Origin of the sequence: Pseudacidovorax sp. 1753 (genome assembly GCF_040544975.1) — a bacterium.
Lineage (GTDB): Bacteria > Pseudomonadota > Gammaproteobacteria > Burkholderiales > Burkholderiaceae_C > Xenophilus.
The window spans coordinates 16,037-41,845 of sequence record NZ_JBEPKY010000031.1 but is presented as its reverse complement, the minus strand read 5'-3'; the positions used below and the strand labels follow the sequence as shown (position 1 = coordinate 41,845).

Annotated in this window: 25 protein-coding genes; 15 read left to right on the top strand and 10 right to left on the bottom strand. The window is 70.8% G+C overall.

Annotated features, from left to right (window positions below; all coding sequences use genetic code 11):
* Positions 1-25 precede the first annotated feature (25 nt).
* Positions 26-1,360 carry an amidohydrolase gene (locus ABIC63_RS27700; RefSeq protein WP_354322121.1) on the bottom strand — a complete coding sequence of 445 codons (1,335 nt, stop codon included), beginning with the start codon at positions 1,358-1,360 and terminating at the stop codon, positions 26-28.
* A gap of 189 nt (positions 1,361-1,549) precedes the next feature.
* Between ABIC63_RS27700 and ABIC63_RS27695 the strand changes: the two genes are divergently transcribed.
* Positions 1,550-1,759, top strand: a complete 210-nt coding sequence (locus ABIC63_RS27695; protein ID WP_354322120.1) for a LysR family transcriptional regulator — start codon at positions 1,550-1,552, stop codon at positions 1,757-1,759.
* A gap of 130 nt (positions 1,760-1,889) precedes the next feature.
* Positions 1,890-2,243: a hypothetical protein gene (locus tag ABIC63_RS27690; RefSeq protein ID WP_354322119.1), complete on the top strand. Its 354-nt coding sequence runs from the start codon at positions 1,890-1,892 to the stop codon at positions 2,241-2,243.
* Positions 2,244-2,286: 43 nt separating this feature from the next.
* Here ABIC63_RS27690 and ABIC63_RS27685 read toward each other — a convergent pair whose 3' ends face one another.
* Positions 2,287-3,114: an enoyl-CoA hydratase-related protein gene (locus tag ABIC63_RS27685; RefSeq protein WP_294370693.1), complete on the bottom strand. Its 828-nt coding sequence runs from the start codon at positions 3,112-3,114 to the stop codon at positions 2,287-2,289.
* Positions 3,115-3,156: 42 nt separating this feature from the next.
* Complete coding sequence (locus ABIC63_RS27680) at positions 3,157-4,116, bottom strand: hypothetical protein (RefSeq protein ID WP_354322118.1); 960 nt, start codon at positions 4,114-4,116, stop codon at positions 3,157-3,159.
* Between the two features lie 113 nt (positions 4,117-4,229).
* Here ABIC63_RS27680 and ABIC63_RS27675 point away from each other — a divergent pair, with 113 nt between their 5' ends.
* Positions 4,230-5,147, top strand: a complete 918-nt coding sequence (locus tag ABIC63_RS27675; protein WP_354322117.1) for a 5'-nucleotidase — start codon at positions 4,230-4,232, stop codon at positions 5,145-5,147.
* A gap of 14 nt (positions 5,148-5,161) precedes the next feature.
* Here the strand turns inward: ABIC63_RS27675 and ABIC63_RS27670 are convergent, their stop codons facing one another.
* Entirely contained in the window at positions 5,162-5,590 is a 429-nt protein-coding gene (locus tag ABIC63_RS27670; protein WP_354322116.1) for a DUF1810 domain-containing protein, read from the bottom strand.
* Positions 5,591-5,594: 4 nt separating this feature from the next.
* Positions 5,595-5,717: a hypothetical protein gene (locus ABIC63_RS27665; RefSeq protein WP_354322115.1), complete on the bottom strand. Its 123-nt coding sequence runs from the start codon at positions 5,715-5,717 to the stop codon at positions 5,595-5,597.
* A gap of 192 nt (positions 5,718-5,909) precedes the next feature.
* Between ABIC63_RS27665 and ABIC63_RS27660 the strand changes: the two genes are divergently transcribed.
* Positions 5,910-7,700, top strand: coding sequence for an ABC transporter ATP-binding protein/permease (locus tag ABIC63_RS27660; protein ID WP_354322114.1), 1,791 nt, complete (start codon positions 5,910-5,912; stop codon positions 7,698-7,700).
* Here the strand turns inward: ABIC63_RS27660 and queC are convergent.
* From queC to ABIC63_RS27635, 5 genes are all read right to left on the bottom strand, one after another.
* The gene (gene queC, locus ABIC63_RS27655) at positions 7,655-8,380 is read right to left on the bottom strand and encodes a 7-cyano-7-deazaguanine synthase QueC (RefSeq protein WP_354322113.1); all 726 of its coding nucleotides are present in this window, start codon (positions 8,378-8,380) and stop codon (positions 7,655-7,657) included. The two genes, ABIC63_RS27660 and queC, sit on opposite strands and share 46 nt — an antisense overlap.
* Before the next feature lie 17 nt (positions 8,381-8,397).
* Positions 8,398-8,835: a TA system VapC family ribonuclease toxin gene (locus ABIC63_RS27650; protein ID WP_294370704.1), complete on the bottom strand. Its 438-nt coding sequence runs from the start codon at positions 8,833-8,835 to the stop codon at positions 8,398-8,400.
* On the bottom strand, positions 8,832-9,059 hold the full coding sequence (locus tag ABIC63_RS27645; protein WP_294370705.1) for a hypothetical protein: 228 nt from the start codon (positions 9,057-9,059) through the stop codon (positions 8,832-8,834). Before ABIC63_RS27645 ends, ABIC63_RS27650 begins: the two co-directional genes overlap by 4 nt.
* 65 nt (positions 9,060-9,124) lie before the next feature.
* On the bottom strand, positions 9,125-9,607 hold the full coding sequence (locus ABIC63_RS27640) for a cyanophycin metabolism-associated DUF1854 family protein (RefSeq protein ID WP_354322112.1): 483 nt from the start codon (positions 9,605-9,607) through the stop codon (positions 9,125-9,127).
* Positions 9,607-11,889, bottom strand: coding sequence for a cyanophycin metabolism-associated ABC transporter (locus ABIC63_RS27635; protein ID WP_354322111.1), 2,283 nt, complete (start codon positions 11,887-11,889; stop codon positions 9,607-9,609). The genes ABIC63_RS27640 and ABIC63_RS27635 overlap by 1 nt, the downstream gene beginning before the upstream one ends.
* A gap of 133 nt (positions 11,890-12,022) precedes the next feature.
* Between ABIC63_RS27635 and ABIC63_RS27630 the strand changes: the two genes are divergently transcribed.
* The 11 genes from ABIC63_RS27630 (at position 12,023) to ABIC63_RS27580 (ending at position 25,805) form a co-directional block, all read left to right on the top strand.
* Complete coding sequence (locus tag ABIC63_RS27630) at positions 12,023-14,272, top strand: cyanophycin synthetase (protein ID WP_354322109.1); 2,250 nt, start codon at positions 12,023-12,025, stop codon at positions 14,270-14,272.
* 14 nt (positions 14,273-14,286) lie between these two features.
* Entirely contained in the window at positions 14,287-16,866 is a 2,580-nt protein-coding gene (gene cphA, locus ABIC63_RS27625; protein ID WP_354322108.1) for a cyanophycin synthetase, read from the top strand.
* A 176-nt stretch (positions 16,867-17,042) separates the two neighbouring features.
* On the top strand, positions 17,043-17,429 hold the full coding sequence (locus ABIC63_RS27620) for a hypothetical protein (RefSeq protein ID WP_294370714.1): 387 nt from the start codon (positions 17,043-17,045) through the stop codon (positions 17,427-17,429).
* 72 nt (positions 17,430-17,501) lie between these two features.
* The gene (locus ABIC63_RS27615; RefSeq protein ID WP_017757397.1) at positions 17,502-17,894 is read left to right on the top strand and encodes a hypothetical protein; all 393 of its coding nucleotides are present in this window, start codon (positions 17,502-17,504) and stop codon (positions 17,892-17,894) included.
* Between the two features lie 138 nt (positions 17,895-18,032).
* Complete coding sequence (locus ABIC63_RS27610) at positions 18,033-19,247, top strand: nuclear transport factor 2 family protein (RefSeq protein ID WP_354322107.1); 1,215 nt, start codon at positions 18,033-18,035, stop codon at positions 19,245-19,247.
* A gap of 28 nt (positions 19,248-19,275) precedes the next feature.
* Complete coding sequence (locus ABIC63_RS27605; protein ID WP_294370719.1) at positions 19,276-20,814, top strand: L,D-transpeptidase family protein; 1,539 nt, start codon at positions 19,276-19,278, stop codon at positions 20,812-20,814.
* A gap of 507 nt (positions 20,815-21,321) precedes the next feature.
* The gene (locus tag ABIC63_RS27600; RefSeq protein ID WP_017759181.1) at positions 21,322-21,504 is read left to right on the top strand and encodes a Flp family type IVb pilin; all 183 of its coding nucleotides are present in this window, start codon (positions 21,322-21,324) and stop codon (positions 21,502-21,504) included.
* 44 nt (positions 21,505-21,548) lie between these two features.
* On the top strand, positions 21,549-22,040 hold the full coding sequence (locus ABIC63_RS27595) for an A24 family peptidase (protein ID WP_354322106.1): 492 nt from the start codon (positions 21,549-21,551) through the stop codon (positions 22,038-22,040).
* A gap of 55 nt (positions 22,041-22,095) precedes the next feature.
* Positions 22,096-23,100, top strand: coding sequence for a Flp pilus assembly protein CpaB (cpaB, locus tag ABIC63_RS27590; RefSeq protein WP_354322105.1), 1,005 nt, complete (start codon positions 22,096-22,098; stop codon positions 23,098-23,100).
* A gap of 7 nt (positions 23,101-23,107) precedes the next feature.
* Positions 23,108-24,478: a type II and III secretion system protein family protein gene (locus ABIC63_RS27585; protein WP_354322104.1), complete on the top strand. Its 1,371-nt coding sequence runs from the start codon at positions 23,108-23,110 to the stop codon at positions 24,476-24,478.
* Positions 24,479-24,485: 7 nt separating this feature from the next.
* Positions 24,486-25,805 (top strand): CpaE/TadZ family protein, encoded by a 1,320-nt coding sequence (locus ABIC63_RS27580; protein WP_354322103.1) that lies wholly within the window; start codon positions 24,486-24,488, stop codon positions 25,803-25,805.
* Positions 25,806-25,809: the final 4 nt, after the last annotated feature.

Sequence of the window (25,809 nt, the reverse complement as noted above, 5' to 3'; positions counted from 1 at the left end):
GCGGAATGGGGCTCAGGACAGCGGCTCAACGCCCGGCCGTGTTCATCGCCGTCAGCACCGCCGAGGTCATCGCCTGCACGCCGATCTTGATCGACGGCTCGGGTACCGGTGCGAAGAAGGGCGAATGGTTGAAGGGCAGCGGCTTGCCGCCCTTCTTCATCGACTCGGCCACGTCCTTGGGGTCGGTCACCCCGACGAAGAAGAACATCGACGGAATGCCGGCGTCGGTGAAGACGGAGAAGTCCTCGCTGGCGGTGATGGGCATGACCTGCACCACGCGCGCCTCACCGAACTGGCTGCGCAGGGCGGCGACGGTGCGGTCGACCACCGCCTGGTCGTTGACCACGGCGCCGGTGCTGCTGTCTGCGCCCAGGCGCACCTCGGGCTCGGGCGCGCCGGCCATGGCGGCCGATGCCAGCGCGGTGCGGCGGATGCCATCGAGCAGCTTCTCGCGCACCTGCGGCTTGTAGCTGCGGATGGTGCCGCTGAGCTTCGCCGTATCCGGGATGATGTTGCCCGCCGTGCCCGCCTGGAAGGCGCCGATGGTGACGACGCCGAATTCCCCCGGGTCCTTTTCGCGGCTGACCACCGTCTGCACATCGCTGACGAAATGCGCGCCCATGGTGATCGGATCGATGGTGGCGTGCGGCGCCGAGCCGTGGCCGCCGCGGCCCTTGAAGGTGATCTCCAGACTGTCCGAGGCCGAAGTGACCGGCCCTGCGCGGTAGCCGACGAATCCGTAGGGCGAGGGGCTGGTGTGCAGCGCGAAGGCGAAGTCCGGCTTGGGGAAGCGCGTGAACAGGCCGTCGTCCACCATGGCCTTGGCACCGCTCACCGTCTCTTCGGAAGGCTGGGCGATGAACATCAGCGTGCCCTTCCACTGGTCCTTGAGGGCCAGCAGCGTGCGGGCCGTGCCCACCCAGCTGGCCATGTGGATGTCGTGGCCGCAGCTGTGGGCGACGAAGGTCTCGCGGCCGTTCCATTGGGCCTTGGCGCGGCTGGCGTAGGGCAGGCCGGTCTTTTCTTCCATCGGCAGGGCGTCGAGCTCGGTGCGCACCATCACCGTCGGGCCGGCGCCGTTGCGGTACAGCGCCACCAGCCCGGTTCGACCCACCTTCTCGGTCACTTCGAAGCCCAGGGCACGCAGCTCGGCGGCGAGCTTGCCGGCCGTGCGCACTTCCTGAAATCCCAGCTCCGGGTTGGCGTGCAGGTCTTTGTAGAGCGCATCGAGCTGGCCGTACATGCCGTTGACGAGCGGCTGAATCTTCTCGGGCGAAACGGTCTGCGCGCTGGCAGGCGCGATGGCGCAGGCAGCCAGGACGGCGAGTGAGAGCTGGCGAATCGAGAGCGACGAAATCATGGTGTGGCGCAGTGTTGCGTGGGCATGGGCGTGGGCATGGCGGGCGCGGCGGCCCGGCCGCGCGTCCCCTCCGGGCCGGCGCGACCCGCGCAATCTAGGCAATGTGCTGTCAGGCGTCCAATGCATTGTTTTGTGCTTTGGCATGCATTCGACTCATGCAAAGCCGCGCACGATGACGCGCCAGATTCCATGACACTGGTCCAGTTGCGCCACTTTCTTTCGCTGGCGGACACGGGCTCCTTCACGCGTTCGGCACAGGCTTTGCATCTGACCCAGCCAGCCCTCAGCCGCAGCATCCGTGCGCTCGAGGCCACGCTGGGCGGCCCTCTGTTCGACCGCGTGGGCCGCCGCAGCGAACTCACGCACTTCGGCCGCGAGCTGTTGGAGCAGGCCCGATAACTGGTGCACGACGCGGACCAACTGGCGCTCACCGGCGAACGGCTTCGTGCGGGCCATGCCTCGACACTGCGGGTGGGACTGGGCTCCGGCCCCGGTGCCTTGTTGAGCACACCGCTGCTGCTGCGCGCCAGTGAGGCCGACACCCAGGCTGGGCTTCGACGATCTGCAGAAGTACCCCATCGCCTCCACGCCGCTGGGCGATCACGTGGGCCGCGGCATGGTGGCGGCCTATGGACCTCAGGCGCATCCGGATGTGTGCGTGCGCCTGCGCTGCAACGAGCTGACGCGGCTGATCGAGCTCACCCGTCACAGCGATGCCGTGCTCCTGGCGATCCGCGCTGCGGCCCCCGACCTGGTCGAGTTGTCAGTTCGGCCGCAGATCGAGGGCGGTGCCCGATTCGGGCTCGTGACCCAGGCTCGGCGGCAGCAGGCGCCCGCTCTGCCCTTGCTGCGTGAGGTCATCGCCGCCCATCTGCACGACTGAATGCGCCGCACGCCGGAGCGCCGGCGCGAGGCGCGGGCGGGCCTCAGCGCCCCTTGAACACGGGCTCGCGCTTCTCCACGAAAGCCTTGGCCGCCTCGCGGTGGTCCTCGGTCTGGCCGCAGTGGATGTGATGCGTGGCCTCCAGATCCAGGCATTCGTCCACCTCGCCGGCCATCGCGCGGTTGAGGTTTTCCTTCATGTAGCGGTAGGCCACGGCCGGGCCATTCGCCAGGCGGGTGGCGATCTCGTGGGCGCGGCCGGCCAGTTGCTCGGACGGGCACACCCAGTTGGCCAGCCCGAGACGCAGTGCCTCCTCCGCCGAGACGCGATCGGACAGCAGATACAGCTCGCGCGCCTTGGCGGCGCCCACCAGCTGGGTCATGAAGTAGCTGCCGCCGTAGTCGCCCGAGAAGCCCACGCGCGCAAAGGCGGTCGTCATGATGGCGTTGCTGGCCATCAGGCGCAGGTCGCAGGCGAGGGCCAGCGCCAGGCCGGCACCCGCCGCGGGGCCGGGCAGCACGGCCAGCGTGGGCTTGGGCATCTTGAACAGGCGGCCCGCCGTCTCGCGCTGGTTGACGCGTTGGCGATGGATGGCCTGGTCGATGGTGAGCGCGCCGACGGTGCCATCGCCCGAGGCCGCCATGTTCTTCACGTCGCCGCCGGCACAGAAGGCGCCGCCCGCGCCGGTCAGCACCACGCAGCGGACCTCGGGGTCCAGCTCGGCGCGCGCCAGTTCGCGGGCCAGGGCCTCGTTCATGGCCCGCGTCATGGCATTGCGCGCCTGCGGACGGTTGAGGATCAGGGTCAGCACTCCGGCGTCGAGCTGCGCCTGCAGGTCCGGTGTTCCGGTGTCGATCGTGGATGCGGTCATGGAAGTCTCCGTCGTTGTCATGGAAGGGGATGGTGCTGGCTCTCAGGCGAGGCCGAGTTCGCGCGCCTCGTGCTCGTAGTGCGGGTACGAGGCCTTCATCACCGCCCCGTTGAGGATCATCTCGGCCACCAGCGTGCGGCTGGGCAGCTCGAACACGCGGGTGCGCACCCAGGTGGACTCGGTGCGGGCGCTTTCGCTCAGGGCAACGATCTCGCGCTCCAGCGCATAGTCCTGGTCGACGAAGAGCGGCCCGCGGATGAGGCGGATCTGCTGGCCCGCGAAGAGGCCCACGGCCGGCTTGCGCCCACCCAGCTGCGCGTCGGCGATGGTGCTGCCCAGCAGCACGCTGATCATCTCCATCGGGATGATGGGCCGGCCCCACGGCGAGCGGGCGCCGCCTTCGGGCGTGTACCAGTCGCAGGGCTCGGTGATGGCCGCCAGCTTGTCGCGCAGCGTGAAGGGATAGTGGTCGCCCATGTGCTGGTCGAAGCCCATGCGGATCGTCTCGGGCACGGCACCGCGCTGACCGACCTGGAGGTCGCGGTTGATGACCAGGCCGGTAGCGGGGCGCAGCCGGGCCATGCGCTGTTCCAGCTCGTGCGGCTGGTCGGGCTCGCCGACCGAGGCCGTGCCGGTGAGCACCGGCGTGCCGTCGGCCTTCTCGGCGCGGATGCGCACGAGCGTGGCGCCGGGCTCGGGCAGGTCGACGAAGGCGCGCACCGATTCGCCCTCCACCACCATGGTCTGGTAGTGGGCGCTGATGGTGCCGGTCTCGAACCACTGCGTGCCGAAGAGCCGAACGAGGAGCGGATCGAACTGGCTGAAGTGCGTGGGCCCTTCGATGGGCCCGGCGCGCAGGCCCAGGCCCTCGGCCATGGCGTCGTCGTGGATGGACTTGTGGCCGTCGTAGGTCTGATCGGCCAGCATCTGGCGCGGCTGGCGCAGAGGACCGGAAAGGGCGAGCGGCGTGGCGAAAGGGGTGGCGGCAGTGGGCAGGCTCATGGCCGCGATGGTGGCGCAAGCCGGGGACGGCGGCTGTCACCTGCGTCACTGGGGGCGGCCGGCGGCGCTGCCGCACAATGCCCGCTCCGCCTCCCGCCCTCCGTTCCCATCCCATGCCGGTCACCCTGGACGACAAGCTCGTGGTCGCGATCTCCTCGCGTGCCCTGTTCAACCTGGAGGAAGAGAACCGCCTGTTCGATGCCGGCGACCCGGCCGCCTACATGCGGCTGCAGCTGGAGCGGCTGGACGTGCCGGCGCAGCCCGGCATCGCCTACTCACTGGTGCGCAAGCTGCTGCGCTTCAACGCCGACGGCGTGCAGCGGGTGGAGGTGGTGATCCTGTCGCGCAACGACCCGGTCTCGGGCATGCGCATCTTCAACTCCGGCGCGGCGGCGGAGTTGGCCATCGAGCGCGGGGTGTTCACCCAGGGCCGGCCGCCCTTCCGCTATCTCACACCGCTGAGGGCCGACCTGTTCCTCTCGGCCAACGCCGAGGACGTGCGCGAGGCGCTGGGCGCGGGCTTTGCCGCGGCGCATGTGAGCGTGGAATCGGCGCTGGCCGGCAACCAGCATCCGGACGAAGTGCGCATCGCCTTCGACGGCGACGCGGTGCTGTTCTCCGACGAGGCCGAGCGCATCTACCAGCAGCAGGGCCTGGCCGCCTTCCAGGCGCACGAGGCGGACAAGGCCGCCGTGCCGCTGGGTGCCGGACCGCTGGCGCCATTTCTGGTGGCGCTGCACCGGCTGCAGCAGGCCGCCAGCACCGGCATGCGCATCCGCACGGCGCTGGTCACGGCCCGCGGCGCGCCGGCACACCGCCGCGCCATCCAGACGCTGATGAGCTGGAACATCCGCGTGGACGAGGCGATGTTCCTGGCCGGGCTGGACAAGGGCGGCTTCCTGCGCGAGTTCGAGCCCGACTTCTTCTTCGACGACCAGACCGGCCATGTGCGCTCGGCCGCCCGGCATGTGCCGGCCGGGCACGTGGCCAGCGGCATCAGCAACCTGCCGCGCGCTGAACCCCAGGGCTGAGCCCGGCGACCGCTTCAACCCAGGCGCGACAGGGTCGCCGCATCGCGCTCGCCGCCAAAGAAACGCTGCAGGCACTGCGCGAACAAGGTCTCGCCGGCCGGGGCCACGGCATCGAACAAGGTCATGCAGGATTGGAACTTGAGGTCGTCCGGCGCGCCGAGGATGTCGTCGATGGCCGGCCCCCGCGCCGACAGCACCAGCGCGCTGCACTCGCGCAGGCGCGCGCCCAGCAGCGGATGGGCGAGGTAGGCGACGGCTTCCCCGCGCGAGCCGATGGCATAGCGCTGCGCCATCGCGCTGCGGCCCAGGCCCGCCAGCTGCGGAAAGACGAACCACATCCAGTGCGTGCGTTTGCGGCCGGCGGCCAGTTCGGCCTGCACCTGCGCATACACCGGCGCCTGCGCGTCGACGAAGCGCACCAGGTCGAAGGCTTCGGCCGCCATGAGGTCAAGCCACGGCGGCGCGTGAGGTCACCGCGGCCTTGGGCACGGGACCGCCGGGCTTGGGCTTGTCGCCACAGGCGGCGAGCAGGAAGGCCAGACCGGCCAGGAGTGCAAGACAGGGCTTCATGCGGCTCATCCTAGGGCGGCGCGCCACGGCCGCCAAATGCAGGCCGCATGTCCCGCCCGCCGACGCGGGAAGCCTCTTCGCGGCCACTTCAGTCCGGTTTAAGGCAGAGCCCAGGCCGCGTCGCTAGGATCGGGCACGCGTCGGCGCCTCCAAGGCGCTGGCGGCCCGATCCCTGCTTCGCCTCCATCCACGATGAGCACCGCCCCCACACACCCCCCACGCCCCGGACTGGGCCAGACGCTGCGCCGCATCGCGTCGCTGACCACGCCCTACTTCAACTCCGACCAGAAATGGAAGGCCCGTGGGCTGCTCGCGGCCATCGTGGCGCTCAACCTGGGCGCGGTCTACATGCTGGTGCAGATCAACGAGTGGTACCGCGTCTTCTACGACGCGCTGCAGAACAAGGACCAGGCCGTGTTCTGGCAGCAGATCGGCCGCTTCAGCTGGCTGGCGCTGATCTACATCGTGATTGCTGTCTACAAGTTCTACCTCACGCAGATCCTCCAGCTGCGCTGGCGCGTGTGGATGACCGACCACTACATGGGCCGGTGGCTGTCGCACAAGGCCTTCTACCGGCTGGAGCTGGCCCGCTACACCGGCAACGGCAGCCATCCGGACAACCCCGACCAGCGCATCCAGGAAGACCTGAACCTGTTCACCACCTACACGGTGACGCTGTCGATGGGCATCCTCAACGCGCTGGTCACCCTCTTCAGCTTCGTGGGCATCCTCTGGACGCTCAGCGGCTCGCTCACGGTGCCGCTGCCGGGCGGCGGGCATTGGGAGATCGCCGGCTACATGGTGTGGGCGGCGGTGCTGTACTGCGCCGTGGGCAGCGCCATCGCGCACTGGATCGGCAGGCCGCAGGTGCAGCTCAACTTCCAGCAGCAGATGCTGGAGGCCAACTTCCGCCACCACATGATCCGCGTGCGCGAGTACAGCGAGGCCATCGCGCTGGACGGCGGCGAGGCCGTCGAGCGCCGCCACCTCGACCTGCGCTTCACCGACGTGATGGGCAACTACCTGGCGCTGATCCGCAATCAGAAGAGCCTGACCTGGTTCAGCAGCTTCTTCGGCCAGGCGGCCATCATCTTCCCGCTGATCGTGGCGGCGCCGCGCTACTTCAGCGGCGCCATCCAGCTGGGCCAGCTCATGCAGATCAACTCGGCCTTCGGCCGGGTGCAGGACTCGCTGTCCTGGCTGGTGGACAACTACATGTCGCTGGCGGCCTGGAAGGCCACCACCGACCGTCTGGCCGGCTTCGAGGACAGCCTCACGGCCCAGTCGCGCGAGAACGACGCTCTGTCCCGCGACACTGCGGCGGCCGACATCGAGGCCCATGGCCTGACCGTGGGCCTGCCCGGCGGCCAGGCACTGCTGCGCGGTGCCGACCTGCGCGTGGCACCCGGCGACACGGTGCTGGTGCACGGCCCCTCGGGCAGCGGCAAGTCCAGCCTGCTGCGCACGCTGGCCGGCATCTGGCCGCATGCGCAGGGCGCGGTCGCGATGCCGAAGGACACCATGTTCATCCCGCAGCAGCCCTACTTTCCGGACGGCCGGCTGCGCGATGCGCTGGCCTACCCGGCCCCGGCCTCCGACTACGGCGACGAGGCCCTGCGCCAGGCCCTGGTCGACGCCCTGCTGCCGCAACTGGCCGACCAGCTGGACCGCGAGGACGCCTGGAGCCAGAAGCTCTCCGGCGGCGAGCGCCAGCGCCTGGCCATCGCCCGCGTGCTGCTGAAGAAGCCGGCCTGGGTGCTGGCCGACGAAGCCACCAGCGCGCTGGACGAGGATGCCGAAGCCACCGTCTACGGTCGGCTCACGGCCATGGTGAAGCAGGCGCACGGTGCCATCGTCTCCATCGCCCACCGGTCCACGCTCAAGGAGCACCATGCGCGGCGTTGGACGCTGCGCCCCCGGCGCGACGGCGAAGCCGCCTATGCGGTGGAGGATGCGCCGCTGGCGGCGTCGCCCTCGACGTAGCCCGCCCAGCCCTGCGCCCGCAGTTCGCAGGCGGGGCAGTGGCCGCAGCCCCAGCCCCAGTCGTGGCGGTGCGTGCGGTCGCCTTCGTAGCAGGTGTGGGTGTCTTCGACGATCAGGTCCACCAGGCCCTGGCCGCCGAGCGATTCGGCCAGTTGCCAGGTCTGGGCCTTGTCGATCCACATCAGCGGCGTCTCGATCAGCAGCCGCTGGTCCAGCCCCAGCGACAGCGCCAGCTGCATGGCCTTCATGGTGTCGTCGCGGCAGTCGGGGTAGCCGGAGTAGTCGGTCTCGCAAACGCCGGTGACGATCACCTGCAGCCCGCGGCGGTAGGCCAGCGCGCCGGCCAGCGTCAGGAACAGCAGGTTGCGCCCGGGCACGAAGGTATTGGGCAGGCCATTGGCCTGCATGGCGAAGGCGATGTCCTCGGTGAGCGAGGAGCCGCCGATCTGGCCGAGCACGTCGAGCTTGAGCAGGTGGTCCTCGCCCAGGCGCCGCGACCAGCCCGGAAAGCGCCGACGCAGCCGGGCCAGCACGTGGGTGCGGGCCTCCAGCTCGATGCGGTGGCGCTGGCCGTAGTCGAAGCCCAGCGTCTCCACCCGCTCGTAGCGGTTCAGGGCATGGGCGAGGCAGGTGGTGGAATCCTGCCCGCCAGAGAAGAGGACGAGGGCGGTGGTGTGCATGGAAGACTCTCAGGTGTTCAAGCAGGACGCGCGATGTGCCGGGCCCGTTCGGCGGGCGATGCAAGCAGCCTGTCGATGCCGCTGTCGAAGCTGAGCAACCGGACACCCGATCGGATCGCCTGGGTGAGCAGCCAGGCGTCGGTGATCTGCCGATGGCCGAACAGCCCGCCGGTGCAATGCCCGAGTACCTCGGCAAAGCCGAAATCCAAGGGCAGCAGCCGATGCCGCGGATGTGCGGTGTTGCGCAGCAGCAGCTCGCCCGCCTCCTGCACCGAGACCGCCCGGCCGGCAAAGGCCGGCTGGCAGACGATGCGCACCAGCGCGGACTGCGTGAGCACGCTGGTGGCCCAGCCCTGCCGCGCATGCGTGCGGAACCAGGCCAGCATGCGCTCGTGGTGCTCGTGCGCCGGCCAGCACAGGGCGATCAGCGCATTGGCATCCAGCAGGTGGCTCACGGCGCTTCGTCCAGCAGGTCGCGCACCTGCCGGGCACTGACGCGCGGCGTGTCCGGCGGCAGGTCGAACACCCAGACCTCGCCCGACTTGCGCAGCGCCAGGCGCTCGCTGCTGCCCCGCCGGATCAGCTCGGACAGGGCCTCGCCCAACTTCAACCCGCGCGCCTGCGCATAGGCCTGGGCGGTGCCGAATGCGTCGTCGTCGATCGTCACGGTGGTTCGCATGGCGGAATGATGCAGAAAACTGGACTTGATGCAGTCTATCGAAACTGATGCATCCCGGTCCTGCCTCAGAGAAAGCGCTCCAGCAGCTTGCGAGAGGCGCGGTCCAGCGCCATCGGGCGGGAGATGCGGAAGTGCACGCCGTGGGCGCTGGTGATGAGCAGGCCGCCGTCTTCGAGCCGGCGGATGTCCTCTTCGGCGCGCAGCACGAAGCGGGTGTCGCCCCGGTCGGTGCGCACGGTCCAGGTGCTGGGCACGGCGAACGTGGAGACGCCCATCAGCTGCTGCAGTTCGGGCGCGAAGTCGCGTGGCGCGAGCGCCTCGTCGAGCAGGGCGCGCGTGGCGGGCGGCAGCGCATCGGTGCGGGCGATCCAGCAGCGCTCGCGGCCGTCGGCGCCCACCAGTGACACGCCTTCGCCGGGCGCGCTCAGGGGAAAGGCCCGCACCGGCACGACGGGCTCGGCGCGGCCCGTGGGGCCCGTCCAAAGCAAGGCGCCGAGGGCATCGCGCCGCAGCGGCAAGGTGGCGTCGTCATGAGCGTCAACGGACATCAGGCATCTCCGGCAGGATGGGCGGCATGGGTGTCGAGCGCCACGGCCACGGAGGCGATCTCGGCCACATCGGCCTCGGCCTTCTCCTCGTCATCGGCCTGGCGCTGCTGCGCCTGATAGAGCCGCCAGTAGGCGCCCTGGCGGGCCATAAGCTCGTCGTGCGGCCCGACCTCGACGATCTCGCCGCGGTCCATCACCACCAGCCGGTCGGCCTTTCGCAGCGTCGACAGGCGGTGCGCGATGGCGATGGTCGTGCGGCCCTTGACCAGGTTGTCCAGCGCCTTCTGGATCTCCTTCTCGGTCTCGGTGTCCACGGCCGAGGTGGCTTCGTCCAGGATCAGGATGCGCGGGTCGATCAGGAGCGCACGGGCGATGCTGATGCGCTGGCGCTCGCCACCCGACAGGCCCTGGCCGCGCTCGCCCACCAGCGAGTCGTAGCCCTGCGGCAGGCGCAGGATGAAGTCGTGCGCATGGGCGGCGCGGGCGGCGGCCACGATCTCGTCGCGGCTGGCATCGGGCCGGCCATAGGCGATGTTCTGCGCGATGGTGCCGAAGAAGAGGAAGGGCTCCTGCAGCACCAGCCCCACATGCCGCCGGAAGTCGGCCACGGCGAAGCGGCGCACGTCCTGGCCGTCGACCAGGATCGCGCCCTCGCTCACGTCGTGGAAGCGGCAGATCAGGTTGACCAGCGTGCTCTTGCCCGAGCCGCTGTGGCCGGCCAAGCCGATCATCTCGCCCGGGCGGATCTGCAGGTTGAGGTCGCGGATCACCGAGCGCGCGCCGTAGCGGAAGCCCACGCCGCGCAGCTCGATGGCGCCCTGCACCTGTGGCAGGCGCACGGGCTGCACGGGGTCGGGCACGGTGCTCACGTGGTCGAGGATGTCGAAGATGCGCTTGGCGCCGGCCGCCGCCTTCTGCGTCACCGAGACGATGCGGCTCATCGAATCGAGCCGCGTGTAGAAGCGGCCGATGTAGGCGATGAAGGCCGTGAGCACGCCCACCGTGATGTGGTCGCGCGCCACCTGCCAGACACCGAAGGCCCACACCACCAGCAGGCCGATCTCGGTCATCAGCGTGACGGTGGGCGTGAACAGGCTCCAGGTGCGGTTGAGCCGGTCGTTGGCCTGCAGGTTGTGGGTGTTGGCGGCGCGGAAGCGCTCGGCCTCGCGCTTCTCCTGCGCGAAGGCCTTGACCACGCGGATGCCCGGAATCGTGTCGGCCAGCACATTGGTGACCTCGCTCCAGACCCGGTCGATCTTCTCGAAGCCCGTGCGCAGCTTGTCGCGCACCACATGGATCATCCAGGCAATGATGGGCAGCGGCACCAGCGTGACCACGGCCAGCAGCGGGTTGATCGACACCAGGATCACCGCCGTCATGCCGATCATGATCAGGTCGGTGAGGAAATCGAGCGCATGCAGCGAGAGGAAGACGTTGATGCGGTCGGTCTCGGAGCCGATGCGCGCCATCAGGTCGCCGGTGCGCTTGCCGCCGAAGTAGTCCAGCGGCAGGGTCAGCAGGTGCTCGTAGGTGGTGGTGCGCAGGTCGGCGCCGATGCGTTCGCTGACCAGCGCCAGCAGGTAGGTGCGCGCCCAACCCAGGCCCCAGCCCACCAGCGCGGCGCCCAGCAGCCCGCTCAGATACAGCGCCACTTCGCCGGGGGCGATGGGCTTGCCGTTCTGGTAGGGGATCAGGATGTCGTCCATCAGCGGGATGGTCAGGTAGGGCGGCACCAGCGTGGCGCCGGTGGCCAGCAGCGTCAGGGCAAACCCCCAGAACAGCTGCAGGCGATAGGGATGGGCAAAGCGCCACAGCCGCAGCAGCACCCAGGTGGAGGGGGCGGACTGCAGCTCGGTGTCGACCACCTCCTCGGCATCGGCCGCCTCGGGCTGCACGCCGCCGCCGCGCAGTTGCTCGAACAACCGCACCAGCCGCACGGCCGCCGCCTGCCCGACCAGGGTGAAGCGCCAGCGGGCCAACAGGCCCTGGGGGCCCAGCAGATCCAGCGTCGCGACGCCAGCATGCTCGGCCAGACGCAACTGCAGGCCCGGCGCCGCCAGCGGCCAGACCCGCGCGCGGCCATCGGGCGAAACCTCGCGCAACTGGGTCGGCGTCAGGTGCAGCTGGGTCTCCTGAGCGAAGCGCAGCGTCTCGTCCAGGTCAACCAAAAGGCTGACCAGAACGTTGTCCGACACCGGCACGCGGCTTTCTCCGACAGCAGGGACGCGTGCCGCCGAGGCCGATTCGCCCCCTGGGGCACCGACTGAATCGTGATTTGTCATTCGTTGTGTTGGATGGTCGAGGACCTGTGGCAGGTCCCACCCGCGCGCCGGTCGGGCGCCGATTCTCTCCACTGACCCGGGCACGCCGCACGGCGCCCCTGCCCGCTTCCATCGAACGCCTATCAACGCATCCATGCCCCGTTTCGACGACATCCGCCTGCTGCGCATCCGCTACCTGCGTGGCCCCAACGTCTGGACCTATCGCCCCGTGCTGGAGACCTGGCTGGACCTTGGCCCGCTGGAAGACTTTCCCTCCAACAAGATCGAGGGTTTTCCCGAGCGGCTGACGGCCCTGCTGCCGGCGCTGATCGAGCACCACTGCGGCGTCGGCGAGCGCGGCGGCTTCCTGCAGCGGCTGACCGAAGGCACCTGGGCCGGCCATGTGCTGGAGCATGTGGTGATCGAGCTGCTCAACCTGGCCGGCATGCCCACCGGCTTCGGCCAGACGCGCAGCACGTCGAAGCACGGCGTCTACCGCATGGTGTTCCGTGCGCGGGAGGAGCAGGTCGCCCGCACCGCCCTGCACGAAGGCCACCGGCTGCTGATGGCCGCCATCAACGCCGATGCCTACGACGCCGCCGAGGTGCAGAAGGCCGTCGCCGCCGTCAAGGCCAAGGTGGACGAGTGCTACCTGGGCCCGAGCACGGCCGCCATCGTGGCCGCCGCCGTCGACCGCGGCATTCCTTCGCTGCGACTGAACAGCGGCAACCTGGTGCAGTTGGGCCATGGCGCCCGCCAGCAGCGCATCTGGACCGCCGAGACCGACCACACCAGTGCCATCGGCGAATCCATCGCCAGCGACAAGCAGCTGACCAAGTCGCTCCTGGCCAGCTGCGGCGTGCCGGTGCCCGAAGGCCAGGAAGTCGGCTCGGCCGAAGAGGCCTGGGAGGCCGCCGAGGACATCGGCCTGCCCGTGGCCGTCAAGCCCGTGGATGCCAACCATGGCCGCGGCGTCTCGCTGGACCTGCGCACCCGCGACGAGGTGCTGGCCGCCTTCGCCGTGGCCGAGCCCGAGGGCAGCGGCGTGATGGTGGAGCGCTTCGTCCGCGGGCAGGAGCACCGGCTGCTCGTGGTGGGCGGCGAGGTCGTCGCCGCCGCGCGGGGCGAGATCATCACCGTGACCGGCGATGGCCGCGCCACCGTGGCCGAGTTGATCGAGAGCCAGCTCAACAGCGACCCGCGCCGCGGCGCGGAAGAGGAATTCCCGCTCGACCTCATCGTGCTGGCCACCGACGCCAAGCTGCAGCTGGAACTGCAGCGGCAGGGCCTCACGGGCGAGTCGGTGCCGGAGGCAGGCCGCGAGGTCATCATCCAGCGCAACGGCAACCTGGGCGTGGACTGCACCGACCAGGTCCACCCCGAAGTCGCCTACGCGGCCACCCTGGCCGCACGTGCCGTGGGCCTGGACATCGCCGGCATCGACCTGGTCTGCCTGGACGTCGGCCGGCCCCTGCAGTCGCAGGGCGGCGCCATCGTCGAGGTCAACGCCGGCCCCGGCCTGCTGATGCACCTCAAGCCCGCCGTCGGCTCGCCGCGACCGGTGGGCCGCGCCATCTGCGATCACCTGTTCCCCGAATCCGACGACGAGCGGCCCGGCCGCATTCCCGTGGTCGGCGTGGCCGGCTCGCGCGAGAACGCGGTGCTGGCCCGCCTGGTGGCCTGGCTGGTGGGGCTTTCGGGCCGCCATGTGGGCCTGGCCTGCCGCGACGGCCTGTTCCTGGACCGCCGGCGCGTCGACACCCGCGACAGCGCCCACTGGGCCGCCGGCCGCCGCTTGCTGGTCAACCGGCAGGTCGAGGCGGTGGTGATCGAGAACGGCGCCGCCACCATCCTGGCCGATGGCCTGCCCTACGACCGCTGCGAGATCGGCATCGTGACCGACCTGGAGGGCGCCGAACAGCTCGCCCACGAGGACATCGCCGAGAGCGACCAGATGGTGAAGGTGCTGCGCACCCAGGTCGATGTGGTGCTGGACTACGGCACCGCCGTACTCAACGCCGCCGATGCGCGCGTGGCCGGCATGGCGCCGCTGTGTGATGGCGACGTGATCCTGTACGCCGCCGATCCGCACGCCGCGCCCCTCGCCGCGCACATGGCTGCGGGCGGCAAGGTGGTCACCGTGCGGCAGGACCGCATCGTGCTCGCCCACGGCACCAGCGAATCCTTCCTGCCCGGCCTGGGCCGGTTGACCGTGTGGAGCGCCCACCATGCCGGCGTCGGCATCGAGAGCGTGCTGGCCGCCGTGGCCGCCGCCTGGGCCATGGCCATTCCGCTGAACCTGATCGGTGCCGGCATCGAGGCTTTCGAGGCCGATCTTCAACTGGCCACCGCTTCGCTGCAGCTCGACCAGAGCCAGCCCGCCGCTTCGCTGCAACTCGCCTGAGACGAGATCGCCCCATGGACATCATCCGTACCCGCGCCCTGCGCGGCCCCAACCTCTGGAGCCGCCACACCTGCATCGAGCTGGTCGTCTCGTGCAGCGCCGTCGAGCAGGCCGTCGAGCAGATCCCCGGCTTCGAGCCGCGGCTGCGCGCCCTCTTCCCCACCATCGGCGAGCTGCACCCGGTGGTGCTGGGCCAGCCCCTGAGCGCCGCCCATGTGCTGGAGAACGCCGCCGTGGCGCTGCAGGCCCAGGCCGGCTGCGAGGTGATCTTCGGCCGCACCACGCGGGCCCGCGAGGAAGGCATCTTCCTGGTGGCCGTACAGTACACCGAGGAGGCCGTCGGCCGCCGCGCGGTCGAGATGGCCACGCAACTCCTCGCTGCCGCCCTCGATCCGCACGGCAGCGGCAGCTTCGACTCCGCCGCCGCCATCGCCGAGCTGCGCGAGCTGGACGAGGACGAGCGCCTGGGCCCCAGCACCGGTTCCATCGTCGATGCGGCCGTGGCGCGCGGCATTCCGTACCAGCGCCTGACCACCGGCAGCCTGGTGCAGTTCGGGTGGGGCGTGCGCCAGCGCCGCATCCAGGCCGCCGAGGTGGACGCCACCTCCGGCATCGCCGAATCCATCGCGCAGGACAAGGAACTCACCAAGCAGCTGCTGCATTCGGCCGGCGTGCCGGTGCCGCTGGGCCGGCCGGTGAGCAGCGCGGACGACGGCTGGGCCGCCGCGCTGGAGATCGGCCTGCCCGTGGTCGCCAAGCCGCAGGACGGCAACCAGGGCAAGGGCGTGACGGTCAACATCGCCACCCGCGAGCAGTTCGACGCCGCCTATGCCTCGGCCGCGCATTACGGCGAGGTGCTGGTCGAGAAGTTCCTGCCCGGCTTCGACTACCGCCTGCTGGTGGTGGGCGACCGGCTGATCGCCGCCGCCCGGCGCGATCCGCCGCAGGTGATCGGCGACGGCCACAGCACCGTGCGCCAGCTGGTCGACGTGGTCAACCAGGATCCGCGCCGCGGCGAAGGCCATGCCACCTCGCTCACCAAGATCCGGCTGGACGACATCGCCCTGGGCCGGCTGGAGGCGCAGGGCCTCACGCCCGACAGCGTGCCGGCCCTGGGCCAGCGCGTGGTGCTGCGCAACAACGCCAACCTCTCCACCGGCGGTACGGCCACCGACGTGACCGACACCGTCCATCCCGAGATCGCCGCCCGCGCGGTCGACGCGGGGCAGATGGTGGGCCTGCACATCTGCGGCGTGGACATGGTCTGCGAGAACGTGATCCGCCCGCTGGAGGAGCAGCACGGCGGCATCGTCGAGGTCAATGCCGCGCCCGGCCTGCGCATGCACATCAGCCCCTCCTTCGGCCGCGGCCGGCCGGTGGGCGAGGCCATCGTGGACCAGCTCTACGCCGACGGCGACGACGGGCGCGTGCCGGTCATCGCAGTCACCGGCACCAACGGCAAGACCACCACCACCCGCCTGATCAACCACCTGCTGGCCGCCAGCGGCATGGTCACCGGCATGACCAACACCGATGGCGTGTACGTCAACGGCCGCCAGACCGACAGCGGCGACTGCAGCGGCCCCAAGAGCGCCCGCAACGTGCTGCTGCATCCCGAGGTCGAGGCGGCTGTCTTCGAGGTGGCACGCGGCGGCATCCTGCGCGAGGGGCTGGGCTTCGACCGCTGCAGCGTGGCCGTGGTGACCAACGTGGGCAGCGGCGACCACCTGGGCATGAACTACATCCACACCGTGGACGACCTGGCGGCGGTCAAACGGGTGATCGTGCGCAACGTGGCGCCCAGCGGCTGGGGCGTGCTCAATGCCGCCGACCCCCATGTGGCGGCCATGGCCGGCGCCTGTCCCGGCCATGTCATCTACTTCGCGGCAGACCGTCAGCACCCGGTCATGGCCACGCACCGGGCCCAGGGCAAGCGCACGGTCTATGTCGACCGCGACACGCTGATCGCCGCCGAAGGGGCCTGGCGCGAGCGCGTCGCTCTGCGCGACGTGCCGATCACCCGCGGCGGCACCCTGCCCTTCCAGGTCGAGAACGTGATGGCTGCCGTGGCCGCGGCCTGGGCCGTGGGCCTGGACTGGGACACCATCCGCCGCGGCCTGGCCAGCTTCAAGAACGATGCGGCCGGCGTGCCGGGCCGCTTCAACGTGATGGACTACAAGGGCGCGACGGTGATCGCCGACTACGGCCACAACACCGACGCCATGAAGGCGCTGGTGGCGGCCATCGAGACCCTGCCGGCCAAGCGCCGTTCGGTGGTGATCAGCGGCGCCGGCGACCGCCGCGACGAGGACATCCGCGACCAGACGGCCATCCTCGGCGAGGCCTTCGACGACGTCATCCTCTATCAGGACGCCGCCCAGCGCGGCCGGGCCGACGGCGAGGTGATCGCGCTGCTGCGACAGGGCCTGCAGGGCGCCCGCCGCACCGCGCATGTGGAAGAGATCCGCGGCGAGTTCCTGGCCATCGACGCGGCGCTGGAGCGGCTGGCGCCGGGCGACCTGTCCCTGATCCTCGTCGACCAGGTCGAAGAGGCGCTGGCGCATCTGGCGCAGCGCATCGCGGAAGCCGACTGAGGGGCAACCTCCGGCCGTGCAGACGGTCGGGGGCGGCGTGCGACCTGTCCGACACCGGCGGTCGCCGTCGGCGCGAATGGGCTCGCAGCCGCGTCCCACAGCCGGGCGACGGAGGGCCTGCCGATAGTCCAGGGCATCGAACAACGACGCCCCTCACAGGGCGACTGGATGTGCCCATGACCTTTTCCACCCGTGCCTGGCGCCAATCCGCGCTCCGTGGCGGCCTCGCCGTCGTCCTGGCCGCCTCGGCCTGGACGGCCTGGGCACAGCCCGCTCCCGACTGCGACAGCCGCCAGGATTCCGCCGCCTGCCGCCGCGAGGCCGGCGCGGCGCGCGAGGAAGCCCGCCGCGGCGGACTGACCACCCCTGTGGAAGGCAACGCCGGTGCCAACGCGATGGCGCGCTGCCAGCTTCAGCCCGCGGCCGACCGCGCGGATTGCGAAGCGCGGGTGCGCGGCAGCGGTGCGGGAACGACCACCACCGAAGGCAGCGTGATGGGCGGCGGGATCATCCGCGAAACCGTCACGCCCATCCCCGCGGCGCCTGCCACGCCCCGACCCTGATTCCCGTCAAGGCGTCTTCCGCAGCACGCTGATTCCATTCCTTTCCTGTCAACACTCACCAGGAGCAACGCCATGAAGAAGACCCTTCGTCACGCCGGCTTCGCACTGGCCCTCGCCACCGGGGCCCTGTTCGCAAGCCCCTTCGCTCAAGCCGCCGACAGCGGCACGTACAGCCAGGAGCGCGCGATGTGCGGCCACATTCAGCAGGACCGCGCCGCCTGCATCCGCGAGGCGGGCGCCGCCGCACAGGCCGCCCGCCAGGGCAACCTGAGCAGCGCCAACGCCGACACCTACCGCCGCAACGCCCTGGCCCGCTGCCAACTGCACCAGACCAGCGTGGACCGCGCGGCCTGCGAGGCGCGCGTCACCGGCCAGGGCGACACCACCATCGACGGCAGCGTGCTCGGCGGCGGACTCATCCGCGAGACCGTGACCACCCTGCCGCCGACCCGCATGCCCCGCTGATCGGGCCCGCCTTCCTCACGACGCCCCTTTTCCGTTGCGGATGGCAACAGGAAAGGGGCGTTCATGTGTGGATAAAAGTAAACAATGCGTGGAAGGGCGACACTACAATCCGCCGGTTCCGATAGAGCCCCTGCCCGCATGTCCAAGACCGCAGCCGCCCAGCCGCCTCGATCCGCTTCCCGCATCCCGTCGCGTCTGCTGGCCGTTGCGCTGGCCTGCGCCCTGCCCTTCGCGGCCGCCTGGGCGGACGAGTACGACAACGTCGAACAGCTCATCCAGCAGCGCAAGTTCGACGAAGGCCTCGCCCAGGCCGACAAGTTCCTGCGCGAGAAGCCCCAGGACCTGCAGATGCGCTTCCTCAAGGGCGTGGCCAATCTCGAGGCCGGGCGCCGCCCCGAGGCCATCGCCATCTTCGAGCAGCTCACCCGAGACGCGCCCAACCTGCCCGAGCCGTACAACAATCTGGCCGTGATCTACGCCGGCCAGGGCGACTTCGACAAGGCCCGCGGCGTGCTCGAGCGGGCCATCCGCACCAACTCCAGCTACGCGACGGCCTACGAGAACCTGGGCGACGTGTACGCCCGGCTCGCCAGCGAGGCCTATGGCAAGGCGCTGCAGCTCGACAAGAGCAACGCCGCCGTGCAGCCCAAGCTGGCCGTGATCCGCACGCTGTTCACCACGCCGAGCGCGGCCCTTCTGGCCGGCAAGGGCGCACCGACGACGGTGGCCAAGGCACCGGCCGCAGCGCCCGCGGCCGCTCCGACGCCCGCCCCTGCACCGGCGGTCGTGGCGAAGGCACCGCCCGCGCCGGCTCCCACGGTGATCGCCAAGGCCCCAGAGCCGGCCCCCGCGCCTCCGGCACCCGCACCCGCCAAGCCACCGGTTGCGGCACCGACGCCCGCGCCGGCTCCTGCGGCAGTGCCGGCACCGGCACCGGCGCCTGTGCCCGCTGCCGCCCCGGCGCCCAAGCCCGCCGAACCCTCGCCCGCCGCCAAGCCGGATGCCAGCAGCGCCGCCCAGACCGAGGTGGCCTCGGCCGTCAATGCCTGGGCCAGCGCCTGGTCCAAGCAGGACATGGACGGCTACCTGGCCGCCTATGCCCCCAACTTCGATCCAGCCGACGGCGCCAGCCGCGCCGCCTGGGAAAAGGAGCGCCGTGCCCGCATCGTGGGCAAGAGCAGCATCACCGTCCAGGTCGAAGGCCTGAACGTGGAGGTACAGGGTGACAAGGCCACCGCCAAGTTCCGCCAGCGCTATCGCGCCGACCGCCTGAACGTCAGCAGCCGCAAGACGCTGGAGATGCAGCGTGTGCACGGCAAGTGGCGCATCGTGAAGGAAACCGTCGGCGGCTGAGGCCGGCGACACGCAACGGCGCCCGATCTTGGCGGACCGCTCCAGTTCCCTGAAGCCCTCCACGGCCTGGCTGTGGGCCGCGGGCCTGCTCGCAGCATCCCTGCCGATGGCGGCACAGGCCGCTCCCGCGGAGCGCCACGCCCGGGGCAAGGCACCCGCCAAGTCCGTCGCGGCGCCCGCCGCCCGTTCCAAGAAGGAAGCTGCGCGCGCCGCGCCTTCCCGCGCCGCGGCAGCCGCCCCCGCAGGACGTACGGCGCTTCGCCGCACGGAGCGCACGCCCGTGCGGGCGGCAGCCCGCGCCGCTGTTCCGGCCGCTGCGGCCACGGTGGCCACTGCCGCCGCCACCAGCCGCGTGGTGGCCCATCCGCCCGCCATGGGCACGGTACAGCCCGCCAACGCGTCCGCGGTGCCGAGCGCGCCCAACGACGCCGGTCCCATCCTGCAGGCGGGGGGTGCGGCAGAGGCCCAACTGATCGAGGTCTACCAGCTATTCGGCCGCGGCGAAACGCAGCAGGCGCTGGACAAGGCCCGCGCGCTGGTCAAGACCTACCCCAACTTCCAGCTCGCGCAACTGGTGTACGGCGACCTGCTGGCCACCCGCGTGCCGCCCAACGCCGCCCTGGCGGACGCGGCCAGCCTGGCCCGGCTGCGCGGCAACCCTGCCCTGACCGAGCTGCACGAGGAATCGCGGCGCCGCCTGCAGGCCCTGCGCGACCGGCCACCGCCGGGCACCGTCCCCTCGCAGTTCCTGGCGCTGTCGCAACGCAGCCGCTATGCCATTGCCGTGGACGCCTCCCGCTCGCGGCTGTACCTGCTGGAGAACACGGCCAACGGCCTGCAACTGGCCGCGGACTACTACATCTCGGTGGGCAAGGCCGGCACGGACAAGCTCGTCGAAGGCGACGCCCGCACGCCGCTGGGCGTGTACTACGTCACCAGCAACCTCGATCCGCGCACGCTGAAGGACTTCTACGGCGCCGGCGCCCTGCCCATCAACTACCCGAACCCCTACGACAACATGCTGGGGCGCACGGGGAGCGGCATCTGGCTGCACGGCACGCCGCCCGAGCAGTTCTCGCGGCCACCCCAGGCCAGCGACGGCTGCGTGGTGCTGTCCAACCCCGACCTCAAGCAGATCCTGCGCAAGGTGCAGGTGGGCGCCACGCCGGTCGTGATCGCCCGCAGCCTGGACTGGGTGGCGCCGCCCAAGGTGCGCACGCTGGCCGAGCCCTTCGAGACGGCGCTGAGCGCCTGGCTGCAGGCCCGCAGCGGCGGCAACGAGGAGCGGCTGCGCAGCTTCTACGCCACCGAATACCAGCGCGCCGGTCGCCGAGGCCCGGTCACTGTCCCCATCGACAACGTGCTTCGCCAGGAACTGGCCACCGCCCAGGGCCGCAGCATCCAGCTCAAGGACACGTCGGTGCTGATGTGGCACGACAAGCGCGACACGGTGGTCGCCACCTTCGGCGAAGTGGTCGCCGGCGAACGCACCGGCCGCACCCGCCGCCAGTACTGGGTGCGCACCCCGGACAGCTGGAAGCTCTTCCACGAAGACATCCTGGGCTGACCGCCGCGGCCCGCGAGGGCTGGTCACAGGCGCTCCCACCGCGGCGCGATGCGCCCGCCGCGCTCGGCGCACGGCGTTCCGTCTGCATCGACCGGCTGTGTCCACCCTTCCAGCAGCAGCTGACCACGCCCAATACCCCTACGGCGTGGGCGTGAACTATTCAACGTTTTCCCTTGCTTTGTGGCCTGAATGTCAAAAAGCGCGTTACGTAACGCCTCGCGTGACACGGCCGTAACTGGGCGATTTCCGGAATGCACCTTTTCGGTGCATCCTATTCAGCTGCAATTCAGGGAAAATTTTTCTTTTGATTTCAACAACTTGAAAATCAGCCCTCATCCGTTTGGCTGATGCAGCCGATGGCGGATGGCTGAGGCCCCCGCAGTGACGGCTTCGGACGGCCTCGCAAATGTGAATACTTCCATCTTATTGATACAGGAAGTTACCGGAACCTAGCATGAACTCGCCTTCGGGCCCCTGTCGTTCTGCTACCACTTTGCGAGGTCAACCATGAAAGCTGCAATCGTTCGTTTTCTGCGTGATGAAGAAGGCGCCACCGCCATCGAGTACGGGATCATCGCGGGCCTGATGGCCCTGATGCTGGTCGCCATCTTCGGCACCGACGGCGCCGTCCAGACCACGCTGGAAGCCATCTTCACCAAGGTCAAGACTGTCGCCACAACGGGCGCGTGAGCCTCCTGGAAGGGTCCGCTGCTCAAGAACGCGTCGCCTCGCCCATGCAGCCCCTCCTCCTGCTGTGGCTCGCCGGTGCGGTCTTCTGCGACCTCCGCTGGCGCAAGGTGCCCAACCTGCTGGTCCTGGCCGGCGTGGTGGGCGCCTTGCTCTCGCTGGCGTTCGGCGCCGCGTTGCCGGGCCTGGACTGGCCTGCGGCACTCGTGGGCTCGGGCGCGGCCTTCGCCGTCCTGCTTCCCTTCTACGCCCTGCGCCTCATGGGCGCCGGCGACGTCAAGTTCGCCGCCGCGCTCGGCCTGTGGGTGGGTCTGGCGCCGCTGGCGCCGATCGCCATCGTCGGCAGCCTGCTCGCCTTCGCCCATGCGATGGCCGTGCTCGTGCTTCGGCGCTGGCCCCTCTTTCCCCGGCTGATGCTGGCGCTCTCCGGCCGCGAGGCGGACGGCACGGCATCGCCTTCCGCTCGGCGGCCGATTCCCTACGCCGCCTACCTGGCGCTGGCCACCCTCGGATGGCTGGTATGGCGGGTGCCGCAATGAGCCGGATGCACGCCGGCCGCGCCGCCCTCTTCCCGAACTGAACCGCCCGCCCGCCATGCTCCGCTTCTCCAAGATCCTGGCCGTTCTCCTCGTGCTGCTGGCCGTGGCGCTGGCGGTGTATGCGTGGCTGCTGAGCCGCAACCCGGCGCCCGTCCGCACGGCGGCGGCACCCGCCGCCAGCGCCCCGGCCACCGCCGCGCCCGCCGCCACCTATGCGGTGGTGGTGACGAGCAAGGCCGTGCCGGCCGGCCAGCCGATCCCCGCCGACGCGCTGCAGCTGGCGCAGTTGCCCATCGACCCCGCCGGCGCCTTCCGCACCACGGCCGACGTGGCCGGCCGCGTGCCGGTGCTGGACCTGGGTGCCGGCACGCCGGTGCTCGAAGCGCAGCTGAGCACGGGCCTCGCCCTCAAGCTGGCCGAGGGCGAGCGCGCCGTGGCCGTCAAGGTGGACGAGGTCATCGGCGTCGGCAACCGCGTGACGCCCGGCGACTACGTGGATGTCTTCTTCACCCTCAAGGCCGATGGCCGCGACATCGAGCGCAGCCAGGCGCGGCTGCTGCTCGCGCGCCTGCGCGTGCTGGCCTTCGGGCAGGCCTCCCTCGACGGCAACGCCAGCCGTGCGGAAGGCGGCAACGGCCGCGTCAACAGCGCGACCAGCGCATCCACCGGCGGCCAGCGCGTGGAAGCCGCCCGCACCGCCGTGCTGGCCGTGCCCGTGGCCGACGTGAACCGGCTGGTGCTGGTCGAGAACAGCGGCCGCCTGCTGCTGGCGCTGCGCAATCCGGCCGACACTGCCGAGCCCGATCCGCGCCTGTTCGCCGACTTGCCGCCTGCGGTGCAGCCGCTGCCCGCCGCGCGCGGCGACAAGGCCCGCGCGCCTCTGGACGGCATCGACCGCGCCCAGGCCGGCCTCGCCGTGGAAGACCTCGCCAATGGCGGCAACCGGGCCGCGCGCCGGACCGTGGCCGCCGCCCCGGCCTCTTCCGGCACACGCCCCACCCCGGCCGGCCTGGAGGTGGAAGTGATCCGCGGCGACCGTCGCGAGACAGTGCGCTACTGATCGCGCCATGGCCCCGCCCACCGCCCGCCCCTCACCGACCACGACCATGCGCCTGCGTCCCCGCCGCCTTCCGATCCCCACCGTGCTGGCCGTCGCCTTGCTCGCACCCGCGGCCGCGCCCACGGCCCTGGCGCTCACGCCAGCCGCCGACCCGGCCCGGATGGTGCTGACCATGGGCACCCAGAAGGAACTGGTCTTCGACGGCGCGGTGGAGCGCATCGCCATTGCCGACGAGTCGGTGGCCGGCGTCACCATCGCCCGCCGCACGCCAGGCTCGCCGGCGGCGCGGCTGGTCATCACCGGCAAGGCCGCAGGAGGCACCTCGCTGATCGTGTGGGAGAAGGGCAAAGCTGCCGGCCGCACCTACGCCATCGAGGTCCAGCGTCGCACCGCCGTGCTCGAAGGCCGCAGCGAAAGCCTGCCGGAGCACCGTCAGGCGCGTGAGACCGCCCTCGCCGCCTTCCCCGAAAAGGCCGCGCTGACCGACCGCTCCAGCGTGCAGGTCGGGAGCCACACCGTGCAGGTCGACGTGAAGGTGGTGGAGTTCAACCGTAGCGTGCTCAAGCAGGCCGGGCTCAACATCTTCAGCACGCGGGCCAACTCGCACGGCTTCAGCTTCGGCGTGTTCACGCCCACCTCGCTCAGAAGCACGACCTACAACAGCGACGGCTCGCTCACCACCGACGCCAACAACCCGCTGTCGCAGGCCTTCAACCTGCTGTTCAACTTCGGCCGCGCCGGCATCGGCGTGAACATGGGCTTCCTCGAAGGCAACGGCCTGGCGCGGGTGCTCGCCGAGCCCACGCTGGTGGCCCTCTCGGGGCAGAGCGCCAGCTTCCTGTCGGGCGGCGAACTGCCCATCCCAGTGCCGCAGGGCCTCGGCACCACCTCCATCGAATACAAGCCCTTCGGCATCGGCCTGACGCTCACGCCGACGGTGCTGGGCGACGACCGCATCGCGCTCAAGGTGGCGCCCGAGGCCAGCGACCTCGACTATGCCAACGCCCTGAGCCTCAATGGCGTGCCGGTGCCGGCCATCACCACGCGCCGCGCCGATACCACGGTGGAGCTGGGCGACGGCGAAAGCTTCATCATCGGCGGGCTGGTCAGCCGCAGCACCAGCTCCAACGCCGACAAGGTGCCGCTGCTGGGCGACCTTCCCGTGCTGGGCACCTTCTTCAAGCAGAACCGCTACCAGATGAGCGAGAAGGAGCTGGTGATCGTGGTCACGCCGCACCTCGTGCGGCCCATCGCCCGCGGCACCGACCTGTCGCCCTACCTGCCCGGCGCCAACGAACAGCGCGACGGCCCGGTGTGGCGCTCGATCTTCACCGGCAACGTGCCCGGCAGCACGAGCCTGCCCGGCTTCTCGCGATGAGCCGTTCGTGAACGAAGACAGCGCCATGAACGCCCCGCGCGACCGCTTTCCCGACGCTGGCACCGCCACCTATGTGTTCGTGTGCGCCGACCCGGCACGCGTGGCCTGGATGACCGACGCGCTGGCGGGCCAGGGCGTGGTCGTGCCCCTGCGCGCGGGCGCGGGCATCGAGGAGCGCATCGGCATGCTGGCGCCGCAGGCCGTGCTGATCGACTTCGGCGGCGGCGGGGCCGATGACGCGGCCGCCCTGCTGCAGCGCCTGCGCCAGGACTGGCCCGCGCTGCCGGTGGCCGCCGCAGGCCTGGCCACCGACCCCGCCGCCACGCTCGGCGCCCTGCGCGCCGGCGTGGACGACTTCATCGACCTGGCCGGCGCCGCCGAGGATGCGCAGGCCACGCTGCGCGCGCTGATGCAGCGGCGCGCCGCCACGCAGCGCACCGTGCGCGGCGGCACGATCGCCTTGCTGGGCGCACGCGCCGGCGTCGGCACCACCACGCTCGCCACCAGCCTGGCCCTGCTGCTGCAGGAGCAACTGGGAGGCCCGCCGGGCGCCGCACCGCGCAACGCCGCGGCCACCCAACGCCGGGGCGTCGCCCTGCTCGACCTGGGCCTGCCGGCGCGCGATGCGCTGCTCTACCTGGACACGCCCAGCGAGTTCAGCTTCGTGGACGGCGTGCGCAACCTGCGCCGCATCGACCCCACGCTGCTGCAGACCGCGCTGGCCCACCACGACAGCGGCGTGGCCCTGCTGCCGCTGCCCGCCAGCCTGGCGCAGGTGCGCGAGATCTCGCATGCCGACTCGGCCCAGCTGATCCGCCGGCTGGCCGACTTCTTCGACCTGCAGGTGGCCGACCTGGGCGGCTTCTCGTCGGTGGACTTCATCGCCCAGACCGCCCGCGAGGCCGACCACGTGTGGGTGGTGTGCGACCAGAGCATCGGCGCCATCGTCTCCACTGCCGCGCTGCTCAAGGACCTGAAGGCCAAGGGCGTGGACCTGCAGGGCTTCGCGCTGGTGGTCAACAAGTTCGACAGCCATGTGGAGCTCTCGGCGCGCGAGATCGCGGCGCGGCTCGAACTGCCGCTGGCCCATGTGGTGCCGGCGCGCGCCGCCGCGCTCAACGCGGCCGCCAGCCGCGGCGAGATGCTGGTGCGCACCGCGCGCAGCGATGCCTACACCCAGGCGGTGGCCGCGATGGCGCGCAGCCTGCGCGAATCGCTGCCCGGCGGTGGCCCGGGCGCCAACGCACCGCGCAGCGCCGCCGCGTCGCCGGCCCGCTGGCGTGCATTGGGCAAGCAGATCGGCAGCCTGTGGAAGAAAGAGGGTTGAGCGC